Genomic DNA, 18,638 nt, shown 5'->3' with positions numbered 1-18,638 from the left:
GCGTAGACCTCTCCTCATAGAGAGTGTCAGAACCGGCAATACTCTCCCTTGGGGATGGCATCTTGGCTCTCTCAAATATAAGTGAAGGCCTACGCTATAACATATACGATTACCTGAAAGAAGCAGGCGTTTCTATTCTTGCATGATCGGCTCCGACTTCTCTATGGTGCAATTACTTTTTTAATCATGCACTTTTATGGGCATCTTTTTTCTTACGTCTAGCACTATAGAGGATCGTACCCACGAATACCGCTATAAGGATTGTAAAGAATACGACATGCGGCAATTCAAAACCAAAAGCACCCGCTAGCATCTTACCCGCAATAATGGCGATAAGCAGGAACGCTGCCTGTTCCAATTCAGGGAATTTATCAATAAGCTTCAAGAATACCTGCGCCACTCCGCGCATCATCAGAACCCCTAAGATACCACCCATAAAGAGAACCCAAACCTGATCGCTAAGTCCAAATGCTGCAATAACACTGTCAATACTGAAAGCAATATCCATTAATTCAACAAGGAGAACCGTCTTCCAAAAAGAAGTGCCTTTATTCTCCGTATGCTCTTCGCCACTGCCCTTAAATAAACCTTTATATGCGATATAAAAGAGATACAGTGCACCAAGAACCTTAACCAAAGTAAACTTAATAAGAAATGTCCCTAGTCCAATGGCCAGGAATCTGAACAAATAAGCCCCTAAGATACCGTAGAAAAGCGCCTTTTTCTGCTGCTCCTTAGGTAGATGCTTAACCATAACGGCAAGCACAAGCGCATTATCTGCAGAGAGCAAACCTTCTAGTAGAATTAAGCTCCCGATAATCCCCCAGCTCACAGGATCAGAGAGCGTGCCTACTACATCACTCCATGAGAAAAAATGCCCGTAATTCTCACTAATATTTCTAAAAAAATCTGCGAACCAATCCATTACACTTTGCGCCTCCGGTAAAATCGATTATTTGCTGCCCGCAACCCAGCGCAGCCCCCAGCCATAGGCTTCATCCATCTCACGATGACCACTGTAATATTGCACCAGCCGTTCAACACTAAATGTTTCATTGCTTACATTCCGGAATAACGCAATGGCACACATCCCTTTTCGGTTGTTATGCTCGTCCAAATTTACAATGATATCAGGTCCTCCGCCTTGTTTGATGGTGACAACCCCATCGGCCTCCGACCAGTTGGTTACCCCTTTATAAATAAAGGAAAACACTAGAATGCGTTCAATCTCGGAAATTTTGATACCATTTATACGCAAATTCTCACCAGTAGTTACGGAGCCTGTCCGATCATCCCCATCAAGCATGACATAAGGAGGTTGATTCAATGAGCCAAAGGCATTGCCCAACGCTTGTACCACTCCTTTACTGCCATTCTTCAGTTCATACAGACAAGCAAGATCTAGATCTACGCCATTTTTACGACTAAAGAGTCCGCCCTGCTTCTGGTTCCAGTTGAGATTAATCAACACTTCCCCTAAATCACCACTGGCTGATTTTTTCAAATTGATGGAATCGCCTTTTTTCTTCAGCTCGATTTTCTTCAAGTTGAGATTCATTGGCGAAGGCGGGGGTGTGGCTGGAGAGCTCTCTTCACGTTTCACTGGCTGCGCAGGCGGCGTTGCGAAGATTTGTGGTGGAATCTGCGGCTTAACCTCCGGCTGTGGAGCAGCAGGAGCAGGCTCCTCATTCGCTTCAATACCGAAGTTGCTGCATATCTCTTTCAAACCTCCGGCAAACCCCGCTGCAATGGCACTGAACTTCCATTCACTGTTATATCTATATAATTCCCCTACCACAATGGCCGTTTCCACGGAGAAAAGATTGTCGAGATCACATCGGAGCAGTTCCGCACCTGTCACTTGATTGAGAATCCGAAAATAAGCCTGACTAACTTGCCCAAAACTTTGACCCCTTTTCTCCCCATCATAAATGGTAAGTGTAAAGGCAATCTTCATCACATCGGAAGGAATCTTATCCAATTGAACTTCGAATTGCTTGCGGTCATTGAATCCTGGCACATCCTTATACCTAATATAAGATGTGGCTGGATTATTATAAAATATTAAATCCTCGTCTTTACTTACTTTACCCTCTGATCCAAGCAGGAAAGCAGAGCTATCAATCTCCAGAGCAGCCGGAGCATGCCAGCCGATCTCTACGATTATAGAATGAAGTCCAGCATTGCCTTTGGTCAGATCAGCTTTTTGCCCTTTGACTACGTTAACACTCATTCTTACGCCACCTTTATAAATGGAGTAAACCAACTAATAATTTTGTAAAAAAGAACCCCACAAAGTGGAGTCTGTACTGCTCTAAATATTTATAAAAAGGGCAGGATCGGTAATGACCCCGCCCACTTGGATGTTATTGCGCGTCCAGTCCATAGTTTCTGCATAAAGCGCTTAGACCGCCGGCAAAGCCACTTCCAATCGCCTGGAACTTCCAATCCGCACCATTGCGGTAGAACTCACAGAATACAACAGCTGTTTCAGTTGAAAAGTCTTCACCTAAATCGAAGCGAAGCACTTCACGATCATTAGAAGCATCTACTACACGTACAAAAGCATTGGAAACCTGTCCAAAGTTTTGTGCCCGAGTTTCATAATCATAGATCGTTACCGTTATTCCGATGCGCTGAATATGAGCAGGGATTTTGCTGAAATCAACAACAATCTGCTCGTCATCTCCGTCACCCTCACCTGTACGGTTATCCCCCGTATGAGTCAAGGAACCTGCGCCACCCGAAGGATTGTTGTAGAATACAAAATCATCGGAGCCCTTGGCCTTACCATCTTCATGCAGTAAAAAGGCTGAGGCATCAAGGTCAAAATCTTGGCCGCCGCTATACTTATTAGTATCCCAGCCCAATCCTACTACTACCTTCGTCAAACCCGGATTAGTCTTGGTAAGATCAATCCGTTGTCCTTTAGAGAGACTGATCGTCACTGACAAAACCTTCTTTCATTTATGAATTCAATTCATCTTTAGCATGCAGAATGAAATTTATTGCAGGCCGTAGTCGCGAGTCAAACCGCTCAAGCCGTCTTTGTAGCCACTGCCGATAGCATTGAACTTCCATTCTGCACCGTTACGATACAATTCGCCTACAACAACACCAGTTTCAATAGAGAAATCCTCACCTAGGTCGAAACGAATCAATTCTTCATTGTTCAGATCGTTTACGATACGTACGTAGGAACGGGAGACTTGTCCAAAGTTTTGGCTTCTTGCTTCAGCATCATAAATTGTAATAGTAAAAGCTACTTTGTCTACATCAGCAGGGATGTTCTGAAGATCCACTTGAACCTGCTCATCATCACCATCGCCTTCACCTGTACGGTTATCTCCGGTATGAACAACAGAAGCATTCTCATTTTGCTTGTTATTGAAGAAAATGAAGTTGGTTTCTTTATCAACTTTACCACTAGCATTGGTCAAAAAGACGGATACATCCAAATCGAAATCTTTTCCGCCGTCATATTTATTAGTGTCCCAACCAAGACCTACTGTGATTTTGGATAGACCTGGGTTTGTTTTCGTTAAATCGATTTTTTGACCTTTGGATAGATTAATTGCCATGATTACATACCTCTTTTCTTATATTTGGATTATACGTAGCGTTCTGCAAGTTGATTGATATGAGCGGCGTGGCTGCCTTCACCAATTGCAGCGAACTTCCATTCTCCACCTTGGCGGTAAAGCTCTCCACAAATAAGTGCCGTAAAACCTGTGTAGTTGTCAGACAAGTTGAATTTAATCAACTCACTATTCCCGGCAGCATTTATTACCCGAATATACGCTGATTTGATCATTCCAAAATCCTGTTTGCGATTCACCGCATCGTAAATGTTAACGACAACCAGAACCTTGTGAACATCGGCAGGAATGGCTTTCAAATTAACCATGATTTGCTCGTCATCTCCGTCGCCTTCACCCGTCAGATTATCTCCGGAATGAATGACCGAGTTGCAAGGACTTTGCTTGTTGTGGAAGCAGATCAGGTTACCCTTCTTAGTTAGCTTACCATCCTCATTTAACAGCAGTGCTGAGGCATCACAGTCGACATTCGCCTGTTTCTTGACTCCAAAGAATCCCCGCGAGGCTTCAATTGGATCCCAGCCTAAGCCCACAATTACATTGGACAAGCCCGCATTACCTTTAGTCAAATCAATCTTTTGACCTTTTACCAGATTAATTCCAGCCAAATCAACGTACCTCCGTTTCCGATAAAAATCATTATCTGTTAGTCTAGCTTTTAGGTGTTATATCAGTGATACGATAAAGAATAAATTACGTTTCAACGAACTTTTATCTATGACTTCACCTAATTTATAAACTGAATTCGCTAGGGTTTAATCCTAAGACGCCACAAATATTCCGCACAACTGCTTTTTCGTAATCATCAAAATCACCATCAGCTGATCCAATTGCCGAGCATACACCCACGATCAGACGGCCCGCTTCTGGTTTGCCGCTAAACTTAGCGATCGCTTTCAAAGCTTCTTGTTTTCCTATTTCTGGTGAAAATTCGAAGTTACTTACGTAATAGTTGAATTGAGCAATGACATCTCTCATGTCAAATACCTTCAATTCATTACTCATATTCATATAGCCGGCCATTTTGTTTTTCTCTGCTTCTTCTATTTTACCGTCCGCCGCAGCGACCAAAGCGCAGCCTGCAACTACCGCATTCATGAAATCTTTATTTTTGAATTTCTTCACTTGATCTGTAAGTCCGCTTTTGGCTGTATTCAACCAGTTTTTAAATGTGCTCATCGTATTCTCCCTCTATCACTGCTAGATTATGATAACAAAAGATATCCCAAGAGCCTCCTCTCCACGTTCCGACAGATTTTGCATATAAATCCCTGAAATAACCGTTACTCTTCTAATATACCTGATAAAATAACAAGATTCTACTTTCCACTAAATTACAGCACCTTTGATAGAAAGGATCGTGTCCGTTCTTGCATAGGATTTCCGAACAGCTGCTCCGGACTTCCTTCTTCCACAATCTCACCTTGTTCCATGAACAGCACCCGATCCCCCACCTCACGCGCAAAGCCCATTTCATGTGTCACCACGACCATCGTCATCCCCTCACGGGCCAGTTCCTTCATCACCGCCAGCACTTCCCCCACCATCTCCGGGTCAAGCGCTGAGGTTGGTTCGTCAAAGAGCATAATTTGGGGCTCCATAGCCAGCGCCCTTGCAATCGCTACCCGCTGAGCCTGACCCCCAGACAATGAGGCTGGATACATCTCTGCTTTTTCACTTAGACCTACTTTTTGCAGCAGCTCAAGCGCTTTTTGCCGCGCTTTATCCGGAGACCATTTACGCACCTGAACCGGTGCCAGCATAATGTTTTCTATAACCTTCATATGAGGAAATAGATTAAACTGCTGAAACACCATCCCAAGCTCTGTACGGATATCGTTAATCTTCGTACTCGCCGCCATCAAAGAAGTGCCTTCAATTACAATCTCGCCGGCCTGCGGCTGCTCCAGTAAATTAAGGCAACGCAAAAAGGTGGATTTACCCGATCCGGACGGCCCAATAACCACCACTACCTCCTGACTGAAAATATCGATACTTATGTCGGCCAGCACCGTATTTGTTCCAAATGATTTATGTAAGTTCCGTACTGAAATCATAGGCTCCATCCTATTTCAGCCTCCGTTCAACGTAATTCAGCAGCTTGCTAAGAGAATAGGTAAGAATGAAATAAATAAGTGCCGCTGTCAAATAAGGCTCCCATATCCGCAAATATTGCCCTTTCATCGTGTTAGTCCAATACATTATTTCCGGTGCAGCCACCAAAGCCAGAAGAGAGGAGTCTTTCACAAGCACAATAAACTCGTTACCAAAAGCCGGAACCATCCGTTTGATCGCTTGCGGTAAAATAATAAATCTCATCGCTTGCCGACTAGTCATCCCCAATGAAATAGCCGCTTCCCGTTGCCCACGATCAACCGACTGAATGCCTGCCCGAAAAATCTCAGCCGAATAAGCAGCCGAATTAAGCGACAGAGCAACAAACGCAGTAATTAGAGCATTGGTTTTGCCGTAAAGCGGGGGAATCACTCCAAAGTGAACAATCAGAATCTGCACATACAGTGGTGTTCCTCGAAAAAAATTGATATATGAATGAAAAGGCCAGCGCAAATACCATTTTGGGGCCATTTTGCCAAATCCGATCCCCAGTCCCAAAATAGAGCCAAATAAAATAGAAACTACAGAAATACCGATAGTCAGCAGTGTCCCTTTTAAAAGGACGGGCAAATAATGAATGATAATGTCCATTCTAAAATCCATAGGACTCTCCCCTTCTCTTCTTTATGTCATCTCTCTTTAAAAAAATAAGCATGCGCAATAGCTATCATTACGCATGCTTATTAGGTTTTTTCCTTATTTTGCGTTCAATAAGCTATCCAGGTTAGGTTCTTCGCCGAACCAAGTTTTGTAGATTTCCGCGTACTTTCCGTTTTCCAATACCTTCTTAATAGCCGGATCCAGTTTCGCTTTTAACTCACTGCCCTTAGGGTAAAGAATGCCGTAATATTCCGCTCCGAAATTCTCCGTGTCTACAATCCCCACCAGCTTCTGCTTAGGATTGTTTTTCATGTACTCACGTACAATGGCAATATCCGCTACAACCGCATCGGCTCCGCCGCCATTCAGTTCCATCAATGCCACCGCATTGCTGTCAAAACGTTTCAAGTTAGGGTTGTCGACACCCATTATTCCGCTCATCAGGTCATCTGCAGTTGTGGCCCCTTGTATTGCAACTACTTTATCTTTAAGATCAAGTGCGTTTTTGATGTCGCTGCCTTCTTTAACCATAATCATATTGGTAGATTCGAAATAAGGGATGGAATAGTCATAGGTTTCTTTACGTTCATCCGTAATCGATACTGAAGATAGCCCTGCTTGATACTCCGTTCCCTGCTTCACACTTTGCAGCATCGTTTCCCAGCCTGTGTTCGTTACGTCATAGTCTATTCCCGCTTCTTCCATAACTGCCTTAATGAAATCGATGTCGAATCCTTTGATTTTATCCGTGTCCATATACTCCATAGGAGCGTAGCTGGCATCACTGGCAAACTTAATTTTCTCCGCTGAGGATTCGTTACCAGCTTTACTGTTATTTGCTCCACAACCTACCAATGCAACCACCACAAATGATATAAAAACTGACATTAAAACACGACCTTTTATTTTCATATCCCCATTCCCCCTATTTTCGGAAATAACTTAAAGAGATTTTAACAGATTAAAGGATTCATGACAATTAACTTTTCTAAATAATGTAAGGTTATATAACACAATATTATTATTTTATACATTTTATGCGTACATCACTCTCAAAAAAAATACCATCAAACAGAAAAAGGCACTGCCAGAGATTCTATTCTCTCTAGCAATGCCTTTAGCATATTTAACTTTAAACCTATTAAAGTGTGATATCTCCATCATAAGAACCGATCAATTTATACAGATCCGGCCGGCGGTCACGGAAGATTCCCCACTCGATCCGGCCAACTTCCAAAGCATCCAGATCGAATTCGCTTACCAGCACGGTTTGCTCCTCACGTCCAGCCTCAACGATTTTATTGCCCTGAGGACCTGCAATGAACGATGAACCGTAGAAATTAATGCTCGAATCCTCATCAATTTCCTCACCAATACGGTTGGAAGCCACGACTGGAATAAGATTCGCAGCTGCATGTCCAAGCATACAGGTCTGCCAATGATCCTTGGAATCGATCGATCCATCCTGCGGTTCAGACCCAATAGCCGTTGGATAGAACAGAATTTCTGCTCCCATCAGGCTCATTACTCTAGCCGCTTCTGGATACCATTGATCCCAGCAGATGCCTACACCAATCTTGGCATAACGAGTGTTCCATACCTTAAAGCCAGTATCTCCCGGATTAAAGTAGAACTTCTCTTCATAACCTGGGCCATCTGGAATATGACTCTTGCGGTATTTGCCCAGCACCGTTCCATCAGCATCAATTACAGCAAGTGAGTTGTAACGCGCGTAATTCTTTTTCTCATAAAAACTAATCGGCAGTACCACTTGCAGCTCCTTGGCTACTGCTTTGAAATGATTAATCGCCTTGTTATGCTCAAGCTCTGTTGCGTATGCGTAATAATCAGCTTTCTCTTTTTGACAGAAATACGGAGTCTCAAACAGCTCCTGCAGCAAAATAATTTGCGCACCCTGTGCTGCCGCTTCTCTGACCAATGTCTCGGCTTTGCTGATATTCTCCTCAATATTGCTGGAACAACTCATTTGTGTCGCAGCTACTTTTACATTTCTCAAGTATCTGTCCTCCTTGTATATAAATGTCCCTTTGGACGTTTAGTTTTCCTTCAAATTATTGCTGTGCAGGCATTTGCTGCGTAGTGCAGTGGACATTTCCGCCTTCGGTGATAACGGCCATTCCGTTAACTGTACGAATCTTGCGATCCGGGAACAAACCAGCCAGCACTTTCTCAGCAAGTGTATCCGTTTCTGTCGCGGTGCCGCCAAACACAGGCAATATAATTCCGCCGTTCACGAAATAAAAGTTCAAATAACTGAGCGTCAGACGACTGCCGTCATGATCGACCCGTGGTGGCTGCTGAATCTTGATAATCTCCAGCTTACGCCCTTTGGCATCTGTAGCGTTCTCCAGAATACGCAGATTCTCTTGCGTAATCTCATAGTTCTCATCCTGCGGGTCCTCAGAGACCTGGATAATAACTTTGCCTGGTGCAGCAAAACAAGCAATATTATCAACATGACCATCGGTTTCATCGCCACTAAGGCCACGTCTCAGCCAGATAATAGCTTCTGTACCTGTATAGTTCCGCACGTACTCTTCGATCTCTTCGCGCTTCAGCTCCGGGTTGCGGTTTAGGTTAAGCAGACACTCTTCTGTAGTAAGCAAAGTGCCTTCTCCATCCGTATGAATCGAGCCACCCTCCATCACAAGCGGTGCATCAAAACGGGTGATCTGCGCATGCTCCAGAATCTGCGGAGCCACTTCGTCATCCAAATCCCAAGGTGAATATTTACCGCCCCAAGCATTAAACTTCCAGTTCACGCCTGCCATTTGTCCTTCTTTATTAACAATAAAGGTAGGTCCGTTATCACGCAGCCAAGCATCGCTATGCGCAATAGGCAGCAGCGTTACATTCGGTCCGCCGACCAAATGTTCTACCCGCTCCACATCCTCCGGGTTCACAATAACCGTGATCGGTTCAAACTCGGCGATGGCTGTGATAATGTCAGCATAACCTTGGCACACTGACTCGTGGTTGTCCGGGAAACACATAGATTCCTGCACCGGCCAGGAGATAAAAGTACGTTCATGCTTGCCCCATTCCGGTGGCATTGTATAGTTCAAATCTTTAGGATTCATGTGTTAACTACCTTTACTAATATATTTGGAGCCAGTTCTACCCCTAAAACTCCTTCCTCATCATACAATAATATGTTCTAGTGCTCAATTCCCTGGGACATTAATAATGTTGGAAGGAATTTTTTTTGTGCGCAGCCCCCATTTTGCAGTTAAAAAATTTAAGTTTCATCCGTTACAACGAAGCTAAATTTAATTATTTTAATATAAATCAGGATATCATTTAATAATTTTACTTATTTTAGTGATTCTATTTTCATTTCTAATGGATTTTATATAATTAGCTTAAAGGAGTGGGTTGCAATGGATGACATCGATCTTCAAATCTTGGAATTACTGAAAAGCAACGGCCGCATGACCAGTTCCGAAATTAGTAAAATCGTTCATTTATCCGTGCCTTCCATCACTGAAAGAATTCGTAAACTGGAGAATAACGGAGTGATTGATCAATTCACGGTCAAGTTAAACCGTAAGGCAATAGGACAAACCCTATTGGTATATATTTTCGTGCAGCTGCACGGCTCAGTTGAAACCCAACACTTCCGCACAACCATTATTCAATCGCCGCTAGTACTGGAATGTCATCATATCTCGGGGGAATACGACTATCTCTTGAAGGTGGGTCTACCGGATTTATCCGAATTGGAGGGTTTTATAACGCATACACTCAAGGCCAATCATGACATTGTAAGATCAAATACCGTATTTATTTTGTCCACGTTAAAAGAAGAATAGATAAAAGGAGTGAAGCCTTATGCCTTGGGAGTGGATGGCAAAAGGAATGCTGCTGGGGCTTTCTATTGCGGCTCCTTTAGGTCCTATCAGCATCTTATGCATCAAGAAAACCTTAAGCTCAGGTTTCAAAACTGGCCTATGCTGCGGCTTGGGAGCGGCCACAGCTGACGCAGTTTATGGTAGTATCGCCGGATTCGGCTTATCCGCCCTCACCGCTTTTTTGGTTGATTATAAAACGGTACTGCAAGCCTTGGGCGGGTTGTTTATTTGTTATCTTGGCATGAAGTCGCTGTTAGAACCCCCAGACACAGACAGCACAGCACCCAATTCCCCAAAAAGCTCACTGAATTCATACATAGTAACGCTGTTGCTGACGCTGTCCAATCCCATGACGATTATTTTTTTCCTTGGCATATTCAGCGCATCTGGCGTCCTTCTGTCTCATAGCAGCTCCAATATGCCGTTTCTAGTTAGTGGCGTCTTTCTGGGTTCCGCATTATGGTGGATGGGTTTGACAGGGAGCACTGCTTTGTTCAGAACCAACATAATGTTAGGACGGTCGAAACAGCTCATGTTCAACAAACTGTCCGGATTGGTAATGTCGTCCTTTGGCATTGTCTCCCTTATTCAATCTCTCAATCTTCAGGAGTTCCTTTAAACGATCCCTCTCACTATACGGTAATCTTTTTTACCACATTGCCTTCAAAATCCTTAACGATAAATTCCCCGCCCTCTAGAACAGCATAGGAATTCGGATTATTCTCTTTAGGCAGCGATATGGAGCCGGGATTCAGCACATACACTCCCTCTTTTACATCGGCAACTGGTATATGGGTATGTCCCTGAATAAAAATATCCTTCTCGGAAAGCGCCGGCAAATGCTCAATGCTAAAGCCATGACCATGTGTAGCGTAAATCCGTCTGCCTTCGTGCAAAAGCATTATATAATCGCCCATCATCGGGAATTCCAGCAGCATTTGGTCTACCTCGGCGTCACAGTTTCCACGTACTGCGGTTATCGGCTTGTTTTTGTTATATGCATTAAGCTTATTAGCAACCTCTTGTGGGTTATATTCCTTCGGCAGCGGATTTCTTGGACCATGATATAAAAAGTCTCCTAGAATAATAAGACTGTCCGGCTGCTCTTCTTCTACCTTTTCCAAAGCCCGTTCCAGCCAAAATAAAGATCCGTGAATGTCGGAAATAAAAATTAACTTCATCATGTATTCTCCTTTTCAACTTAACTTAAGTAAATATGCGCTTAGACAATAATCTTAACCTTGAACATACCACAACGCAAAGCGGACGTTCCCAAAGGAACGCCCTGCCCGCTATATCTTAACACTCACGGCAAATTCGAGGATCCCATCAAAAAGCGGTCTACTTCGCGCGCAGTCTGGCGCCCTTCGTCAATAGCCCAGACTACAAGGCTTTGCCCGCGCCGCATATCGCCTGCTGTGAACACACCTTCTACATTGGTTACTTGTGCTCCGAACTCTGCTTTGGCGTTCCCCCGCTCATCGCGTTCCACCCCAAGCTCGCCCAGTATAGTTTCTTCGGGTCCTGTGAATCCCAAAGCCAGTAATACCAGCTGCGCTTGCAGGGTCTCCTCACTGCCCGGCACTTCGACCGGTACCATTCGTCCCTGTTCATTATGAGTCCATTCAATGCGCACTGTACGCAGCTCCTGCACTTGCCCGCCCTCATCGCCGACAAACCGTTTCGTCGAAACCAGATAACGGCGCGGATCTTCTTGATACAGTGAAGCGGCCTCCTGCTGACCATAGTCCACTTTAAGCACCTTTGGCCATTCCGGCCAAGGATTGTTAGACTGACGTGTCAGCGGCGCCTGTGGCATAATCTCAAGCTGAGTCACACTGCGGCAGCCGTGACGGATCGAAGTGGCTACACAGTCTGTTCCAGTATCCCCACCGCCGATTACAACTACATCCTTACCTGCTGCTGATAAATATTCCCCATCGGCAAGCCCTGAATCCAGTAGGCTCTTTGTATTCAGCGTTAAAAACTCCATAGCTTGATGAATCCCACGCAGATCGCGTCCTTCTATCGGCAGATCACGTGCCTGTGTAGATCCACCACACAGTACTACAGCATCATGCTCTGCCTTGAGCTGTGATGCTGGGAGATCTCGGCCGATCTCTGTTCGAGTTACGAAGGTAATGCCCTCAGCTGCAAGCAGATCCACCCGGCGCTGTACAGTCTTTTTATCCAGCTTCATGTTGGGAATACCATAGGTAAGCAGACCGCCAATCCGGTCCGCCCGTTCATACACAGTCACCGTATGTCCTGCCTTATTAAGCTGTGCCGCACAGGCAAGCCCCGCCGGACCTGAACCCACTACAGCTACCTTTTTACCCGTGCGATGAAGCGGCGGCTCAGGCACAATCCAGCCTTCTGCAAAACCTCTATCTACAATCGACTTCTCAATAGATTTAATGGTGACAGGTTTGCCATTCATCCCTACCGTACAAGAGCCTTCGCAAGGAGCTGGACAGACACGGCCTGTAAATTCAGGAAAGTTGTTAGTCTTATGCAGACGTTTCAGCGCTATCTCCCAATTTCCACGATAGACCATATCGTTCCATTCAGGAATCAAGTTGTGCAAAGGGCAGCCGGAAGCCATACCAGACAACAGGCGTCCTACATGACAAAATGGCGTACCGCAATCCATACAACGCGCCCCTTGCTCGCGCAGCTTTTCTTCATCCATAGGTATCGAGAATTCATTCCAATTCTTAATTCGCTCCAATGCCTCACACTCGGAGGGTGTCTGTCGTTCAAACTCTAAAAATCCGGTTGCTTTCCCCATCTCTTTCATCCTCTCTACCAAAGAAAAGTACTCTCTGTCACTTTCTGCTGTTATGCCACTCTAAAGCGCCAAAGTAAATGCCTTAATATTAGCACCCCATATCTTTAACGAAAATGAGTAATGTCACCTTTTTATGTAAAATAAGAGCATCCATTCAAAAGAAAGTTCCACGCAAAAAAAGCACACAGCGCACTGTACTCATTGAGCACAATACTCCGCATGCTTTTGAAGAATTATCTGTAAAAAAACATCTAGTCCGCCGTCAGCACTACCATTCCAATCCCGCTTACAGTTAGCTTATTACCCGTCAGATTCTGCACAAGATCGGCTCCAAAAATTGTTTTCCATGCACCAAGCTGTGGCAGAACCAAAGCCGTCTGTTCTACATTAGCATTAAAAAGCACATAGATATGCTTCGCCGCATCGCCTCCAGCATGGCCACGCAATGTATACGCTACCGAACTTACCGGTGCTTTTTCAAATACTAGATGATTCCGAATGTCATCTGCCGTTCGCATACGGAAAGCCGGATGTGCTTTACGCAAGGCAATTAGCTGCTTCAGATAAACCACATCATCTTGATGAGCAGCGCACAGTTCCCAATCCAATTGGTTGATCTTCACCGAGGATTTATAGCTGTTCTCTACCCCGTTTTTCGTGCGCATAAATTCCTGACCCGCATGGACAAAGGGGATTCCCTGACTCATGAACACTATCGCAGAAGCTAACCTATGCATAGATTGGCGCTGTTTGTCCGTCTTCCCTTGTGTGGACAGTAATATTTTATCCCATAACGTATGATTATCATGACATTCCACATAATTGACGGTTTGCTGAGGCTCCACGGCAAATTGTCCAATGCCTGGGGCATAAGCAATGCCTCCCGCGACCCCTGCCTTTATCGCAAGCTCCAATCCCATCATTCCGCTGATGAAGCCCGGTTGATCATGCAGAAAAATATTCCCTTTAATGGCATCCCGGAAATCATCATTAAAATGTCCGATTCCCGGCAGAAGCGCAGCATTCTTCTGATGAGCGAGCCGCTCCATCGGCAACTCTGTCCCCATCATCCAACCTTCACCAATCGTCATGATGGACGGGTCAATCCCATCCAGACGACGCCGGATTTCCTCCATCGTGTCGAGGTCAATCAAGCCCATCAGGTCAAAACGAAAACCATCGATATGGTATTCTTTGGCCCAATAAACTACGGATTCCACGATGAAGCTGGACATCATCAAGCGTTCTGAAGCCACGTCATTCCCGCAGCCAGAGCCATCCGACAGGCTTCCGTCTTGCTTGTAACGCAAATAATAGCCGGGAACCAGCTTGGTGAAATTCACGCGATAGCCATCGTACACATGGTTGTAAACCACATCCATAATGACGCGGAGACCGCGATCATGAAGTGCTTGAATCATTGTTTTTAGTTCCCGGATACGCAGTCCAGGCACATATGGATCTGTAGCATAGGAGCCTTCTGGCACATTATAATTCTTCGGATCATAACCCCAGTTATAATGCGGTTCATCCAGCCTCGTCTCATCTACACTCTCTGTAGAATAATCATAGACAGGCAATAGCTGCACATGGGTTACACCGAGGTTCGCGATATGATCGAGTCCAGTGAGAATACCCTCCGGTCCGCGGGTTCCTTCTTCCGCCAAAGCAAGATATTGTCCTTTATGGGTCATACCGCTTGCTGGATGAATGGATAAGTCTCGCAAATGAAGCTCATAAATGATGGCATCCACAGGATCATCCAAGGGTGGCTTATCTTCCGTCCACCGTTCCGGATCTGTTTTGCGTAAATCTAAAATAGCTCCCCTATCACCGTTCACTCCTACAGCACGTGCATAAGGATCAACCGCCTCATTCCACTGTTCTCCAAGACGTACTCGGTAGGTATAGAACTTGCCATCTAAATCACCGTCAACTGTAATTCTCCACGTTCCCCGGACATCACGGATCATAGAATACTTACACTCTGCTGCTCCCTGCCATGAATTATAGAGTACCAGCTCCGCTTCTTGAGCGGTGGGCGCCCATAAACAAAAAGCTGAACTCCCCGGTGAGTACGTTAGGCCAAGATCGTCCCCATCATAGCTGAATAACTGATCAAACTCCTGAGCAAACACGGAAATCCCTCTAGTAGCCGCAGGATCCCCATAATAAATGGGTTCCTTCATTTCCCTTTGTACGGACAAAGCACCTATCCCCTTTTCCAGTTATTAACTGGATTATAGTATGATCGTCTAAGTAGTGCAAACGTTTGGACTCAAATTTTTCAAGCTATTTTGTCAGGACAATCCCTCTACCTCGATGCAGCTGCAATATCTAGCCCGACCATCGTAATAATGTCTTTATTCGCAAAATACGGAATACGCCGTTCTTTCCCTAGAGTGACTCTACCGTCCTTGTACCGCACACCATTATCGTGGACAATCAGGGTAGCACGCTCTCCGTCCTCAAATCCCTCATATCCTATACCTAGTACCCAATGGTAATCGTAAGTAAACTCACCTCTCCACCGCAGACGAAACCACTTATCTAATTTAACAGCCACAGGCCGGCCGGCATCAATTTCTGTTTTATATACTTCAAAATCATTAAACGTAGTAATAAGTAACTTTTGCTGATCCTTAGGTAAAATCACTGAATGGATATAGTTCTTCAGTCCTTTGGTAAAACGGCGCACACTCATCCCCCAAGGTCTTCCACCGTGATGGCTGTATATGTAATTAATATGAGCGGCTTTGGAAGGAAAATGACCTTTGCCCCGAATAAAGTCCGCTCCTAAATGGGTGTTCCAATACTCCGCTAACGCTGCCATCGTAGCTGGGCCACATGCAGAGGACGGGGATTCGACCCCAACCTCCCACTGTGTATATGGCTCCGCAGGCAGTTTCTTGCTAATCCGAGGCTGTCCATGCTTCATTCGGATAGATCCCCTCTTAAAGGGCTAGACTTAGGAGTACAATGTGGAGTTGCCTCCGGAAGTAGAATTACATTTGCACCGGCATCCAATTCTCCTTCTGCAGCTGCTGCCCCTTCCATTGTTGTCTCCCGTTCTTCTGTTTGCACTGTATCTTCCACATTTATCTCAGATTTACTACTATCAGGATTAATCTGCAGCGTGAAATAGAAATTAGAGCCCTCTCCTTCACTGCTCTCTACAGCGATAGCTCCGCCCATCAGCTCAACGAGCTTTTTACAAATCGCCAGCCCCAATCCGGTCCCGCCATATTTGCGATTAAACGAGGAATGCAGCTGATAAAAGGACTGAAACAGCCGATGCTGCTTCTCTAGAGGAATGCCAATCCCCGTATCCCTAACATTAAATTTCAAAGTTAATTTCTTTTGATCTGCGGACAGCTTCTGCTCTACGTAAATACTGATACTGCCCCGATCTGTAAACTTGATTGCATTGCTGACCAGATTGACCAATATCTGACGCAACCGCCCGGCATCGCCCATAATCAGTGGCGGGACTCCAGGTGCCATGCTGCATGATAACTGAATATTTTTCTCCGAAGCCTTAGCTGTAAATAGATCGATTACGCTGTCCAATACGGCTTGAAGCTGCACGGGCTCATTTACAATCATCATTTTTCCGGCTTCAATTTTGCTGTAATCCAGTATTTCATTCAAAATAGATAGGAGCGAGCTGCTGCTCTCCTTAATAATGTCAGTATATCCAAGCTGTTCTTCATCAAGCTCCGTCTCCGCCAGGAGATCCGTCATCCCTACAATTCCGTTCATCGGCGTACGGATTTCATGGCTCATAATAGCTAAGAACTCAGACTTAGCCTGGTCTGCTTTTTCTGCGGATTCCTTCGCCCGAATGATTTCCTTCTCATCCGTGATGTCCCGGAACACTACAACAACACCCTTCGGCTCCCCTTTATCAAATAGAGGGGTTACCTGGTACTCCGCAAGAAAGCTAGAACCGTCCTTACGCCACAAGACCGCATCTTTACTCTGATAAGATACACCTGACTTAATAGCCTTCATCAGTGGAGATTCCTGCGGCCGATAATGGCTCCCATCAAGCGCTATTTGCTGAATATGATCCAAATAAGGATGGCCCATAATTTCATCATGTTCATAGTCCAGCATTTGCAAACCTGCAGGGTTAATGAACGTCACCTTCTCCTCCATATCGAGTCCAAAGATGCCTTCTGAAACCGCATTTAAAATAAGGGTATACTCATTGCTAAGCTTCTCAATTTGTTCTGTATAACGGATGCGCTCTGTAATATCACGGGAAATCCCATACACACCCACTACTTGGTCATCTACAATGATCGGAATATTGGTAGTATTAATTTCTACAAAGTGTCCGTCTTTATGAATAAGCGTTAGATCATAGCTTTGAGGATAACCCTGAGCGGCTAAGTTAAAATGATACAACGTCTTCTCTATGTCCTTCTCATGCACAATGGGGCCAAAGTACATTCCGATCAGTTCCTCCAGCGAATACCCGGTCAACTTCTCCAAATTCGCATTGGCAGTCAAATAGTCTCCATGCAAATTCATAGAGTACACAGCAGATGGATTGTATTCAAATAATGATTTATACCGTTGCTCGCTCTCCTTAAGCTTGAACTCGAACTGCTTGCGCTCCGTAATTTCCCGCCCAATCGCTATAATCTCCAAGACATTTCCCTCATCATCATAGGTATAACGACTGCTCGACTCGAACCAGACATAGGTGCCATTCTTATGGCGGTAGCGGTAAGCTACAGCCGGAATAACGCCAGAGCTGCGGCTCTGCTCCATTAAACCTTGCATCATAACTAGATCATCGGGGTGAAGATAATTATAGGCGCTTGTCCCAACCATCTCTTCAGGTTCATAACCAAGCAGGGTACGGCTAGCCGAAGAACAATATAAGAAAACACTGTCTTTGACCGCATGACGCGAGATTAAATCCAGCGAATTCTCAGACATCAATCTATAATTGCGTTCACTTTGACGAATTTGTTCTTCCATTTGCTGCTGCTGATCCCGATGATCCACCGTTTCCTGAGCTGCGATCTTTAGTTCCGTAATATCCTCGGCGTATACTATAATATACGAAGGGGCTTGTCCTTCTTCTGCTCCTAATCCAGAGAACATGAGAGACAGGCAAACGGGTTGACCTTCTTTGTTTAAAAAACAATGTTCCTTCTTCCAGCTGCCCGCTGGCGATTTCAGAAGCTCGTCCATTACTAATCTATAGGAGAGCTCTTTTGAATGTGCCTCTCTATTTTCCGATTCTGTAAAAAGAGCCCCGGCAAGAAACTCGGCCTCCGTAAAGCCAAGTAGATTGCAAAAAGCCGGATTGACTTTTATCCAGTTGAAATCGCCGTTATTCGAAAACAGTACGGCCATTCCTTCTGGAGACCTCATAAATGCATGATCCAGAATTGCGTTAAATTCTACCGAGCTGCCCATTTAAGCCAGACCTCCTTTGTTGCTAGTGCTAAAGCTCTCATACCTTCTTATGTCAGTATACGATAAGAGAACTGGGGAAAGAAATGTCTAGCGCATTATTTTAAATTGGAAATATTTAAATTTAAATTATTGACGCTAGCAAATAAACAACTTATATTTAAGAATAAATATATCGTTCGTGACCTATTACGATGGAAGCACCCGTAATAAAGGCTTTTGCCT

Annotated in this window: 18 protein-coding genes; 2 read left to right on the top strand and 16 right to left on the bottom strand. The window is 44.7% G+C overall.

The window, feature by feature from the left end; genetic code table 11:
• Nucleotides 1–184 precede the first annotated feature (184 nt).
• The 11 genes from MHH46_RS01825 to MHH46_RS01775 form a co-directional block, all read right to left on the bottom strand.
• The gene (locus tag MHH46_RS01825) at nt 185–925 is read right to left on the bottom strand and encodes a TerC family protein (protein ID WP_036687425.1); all 741 of its coding nucleotides are present in this window, start codon (nt 923–925) and stop codon (nt 185–187) included.
• Nucleotides 926–952: 27 nt separating this feature from the next.
• Complete coding sequence (locus tag MHH46_RS01820) at nt 953–2,233, bottom strand: TerD family protein (RefSeq protein ID WP_076124694.1); 1,281 nt, start codon at nt 2,231–2,233, stop codon at nt 953–955.
• A gap of 133 nt (nt 2,234–2,366) precedes the next feature.
• Complete coding sequence (locus MHH46_RS01815; RefSeq protein WP_036687422.1) at nt 2,367–2,948, bottom strand: TerD family protein; 582 nt, start codon at nt 2,946–2,948, stop codon at nt 2,367–2,369.
• 57 nt (nt 2,949–3,005) lie between these two features.
• Nucleotides 3,006–3,581 (bottom strand): TerD family protein, encoded by a 576-nt coding sequence (locus tag MHH46_RS01810; protein ID WP_036687420.1) that lies wholly within the window; start codon nt 3,579–3,581, stop codon nt 3,006–3,008.
• Between the two features lie 29 nt (nt 3,582–3,610).
• Nucleotides 3,611–4,207: a TerD family protein gene (locus tag MHH46_RS01805; RefSeq protein ID WP_076124695.1), complete on the bottom strand. Its 597-nt coding sequence runs from the start codon at nt 4,205–4,207 to the stop codon at nt 3,611–3,613.
• A 124-nt stretch (nt 4,208–4,331) separates the two neighbouring features.
• Nucleotides 4,332–4,778, bottom strand: coding sequence for a tellurite resistance TerB family protein (locus MHH46_RS01800; protein ID WP_076124697.1), 447 nt, complete (start codon nt 4,776–4,778; stop codon nt 4,332–4,334).
• Between the two features lie 155 nt (nt 4,779–4,933).
• On the bottom strand, nt 4,934–5,656 hold the full coding sequence (locus MHH46_RS01795; protein ID WP_076124765.1) for an amino acid ABC transporter ATP-binding protein: 723 nt from the start codon (nt 5,654–5,656) through the stop codon (nt 4,934–4,936).
• 10 nt (nt 5,657–5,666) lie between these two features.
• Complete coding sequence (locus MHH46_RS01790) at nt 5,667–6,317, bottom strand: amino acid ABC transporter permease (protein ID WP_076124698.1); 651 nt, start codon at nt 6,315–6,317, stop codon at nt 5,667–5,669.
• Between the two features lie 93 nt (nt 6,318–6,410).
• Nucleotides 6,411–7,226 (bottom strand): transporter substrate-binding domain-containing protein, encoded by an 816-nt coding sequence (locus tag MHH46_RS01785; RefSeq protein ID WP_076124700.1) that lies wholly within the window; start codon nt 7,224–7,226, stop codon nt 6,411–6,413.
• Nucleotides 7,227–7,455: 229 nt separating this feature from the next.
• On the bottom strand, nt 7,456–8,331 hold the full coding sequence (gene aguB / locus MHH46_RS01780) for an N-carbamoylputrescine amidase (protein WP_076124702.1): 876 nt from the start codon (nt 8,329–8,331) through the stop codon (nt 7,456–7,458).
• A gap of 55 nt (nt 8,332–8,386) precedes the next feature.
• A complete protein-coding gene (locus MHH46_RS01775; RefSeq protein WP_076124703.1) occupies nt 8,387–9,415 on the bottom strand; it encodes an agmatine/peptidylarginine deiminase in 1,029 nt (342 codons plus the stop codon).
• Between the two features lie 300 nt (nt 9,416–9,715).
• On the opposite strand from MHH46_RS01775, the gene MHH46_RS01770 reads away from it, so the two are divergent.
• Both MHH46_RS01770 and MHH46_RS01765 read left to right on the top strand, forming a co-directional pair.
• The gene (locus MHH46_RS01770) at nt 9,716–10,147 is read left to right on the top strand and encodes an Lrp/AsnC family transcriptional regulator (protein WP_076124705.1); all 432 of its coding nucleotides are present in this window, start codon (nt 9,716–9,718) and stop codon (nt 10,145–10,147) included.
• A gap of 19 nt (nt 10,148–10,166) precedes the next feature.
• Nucleotides 10,167–10,805 carry a LysE family translocator gene (locus MHH46_RS01765; protein ID WP_076124706.1) on the top strand — a complete coding sequence of 213 codons (639 nt, stop codon included), beginning with the start codon at nt 10,167–10,169 and terminating at the stop codon, nt 10,803–10,805.
• 13 nt (nt 10,806–10,818) lie between these two features.
• Here the strand turns inward: MHH46_RS01765 and yfcE are convergent, their stop codons facing one another.
• The 5 genes from yfcE to MHH46_RS01740 form a co-directional block, all read right to left on the bottom strand.
• Nucleotides 10,819–11,367, bottom strand: coding sequence for a phosphodiesterase (gene yfcE, locus MHH46_RS01760; protein ID WP_076124708.1), 549 nt, complete (start codon nt 11,365–11,367; stop codon nt 10,819–10,821).
• Nucleotides 11,368–11,492: 125 nt separating this feature from the next.
• Complete coding sequence (locus MHH46_RS01755; RefSeq protein ID WP_076124710.1) at nt 11,493–12,977, bottom strand: glutamate synthase subunit beta; 1,485 nt, start codon at nt 12,975–12,977, stop codon at nt 11,493–11,495.
• Nucleotides 12,978–13,228: 251 nt separating this feature from the next.
• Entirely contained in the window at nt 13,229–15,184 is a 1,956-nt protein-coding gene (gene pulA, locus MHH46_RS01750) for a type I pullulanase (RefSeq protein WP_076124712.1), read from the bottom strand.
• A gap of 107 nt (nt 15,185–15,291) precedes the next feature.
• Entirely contained in the window at nt 15,292–15,915 is a 624-nt protein-coding gene (locus MHH46_RS01745; RefSeq protein ID WP_076124714.1) for a C39 family peptidase, read from the bottom strand.
• Entirely contained in the window at nt 15,912–18,416 is a 2,505-nt protein-coding gene (locus MHH46_RS01740) for a PAS domain-containing hybrid sensor histidine kinase/response regulator (protein ID WP_076124716.1), read from the bottom strand. Before MHH46_RS01740 ends, MHH46_RS01745 begins: the two co-directional genes overlap by 4 nt.
• Between the last annotated feature and the right edge of the window lie 222 nt (nt 18,417–18,638).

Origin of the sequence: Paenibacillus sp. FSL H8-0175, from assembly GCF_045040615.1 — a bacterium.
In the GTDB taxonomy this organism is placed as follows: domain Bacteria; phylum Bacillota; class Bacilli; order Paenibacillales; family Paenibacillaceae; genus Paenibacillus_AQ; species Paenibacillus_AQ odorifer.
Note: the sequence above shows the minus strand (reverse complement) of the source record. Positions and strands in the feature narration are given on the sequence as shown.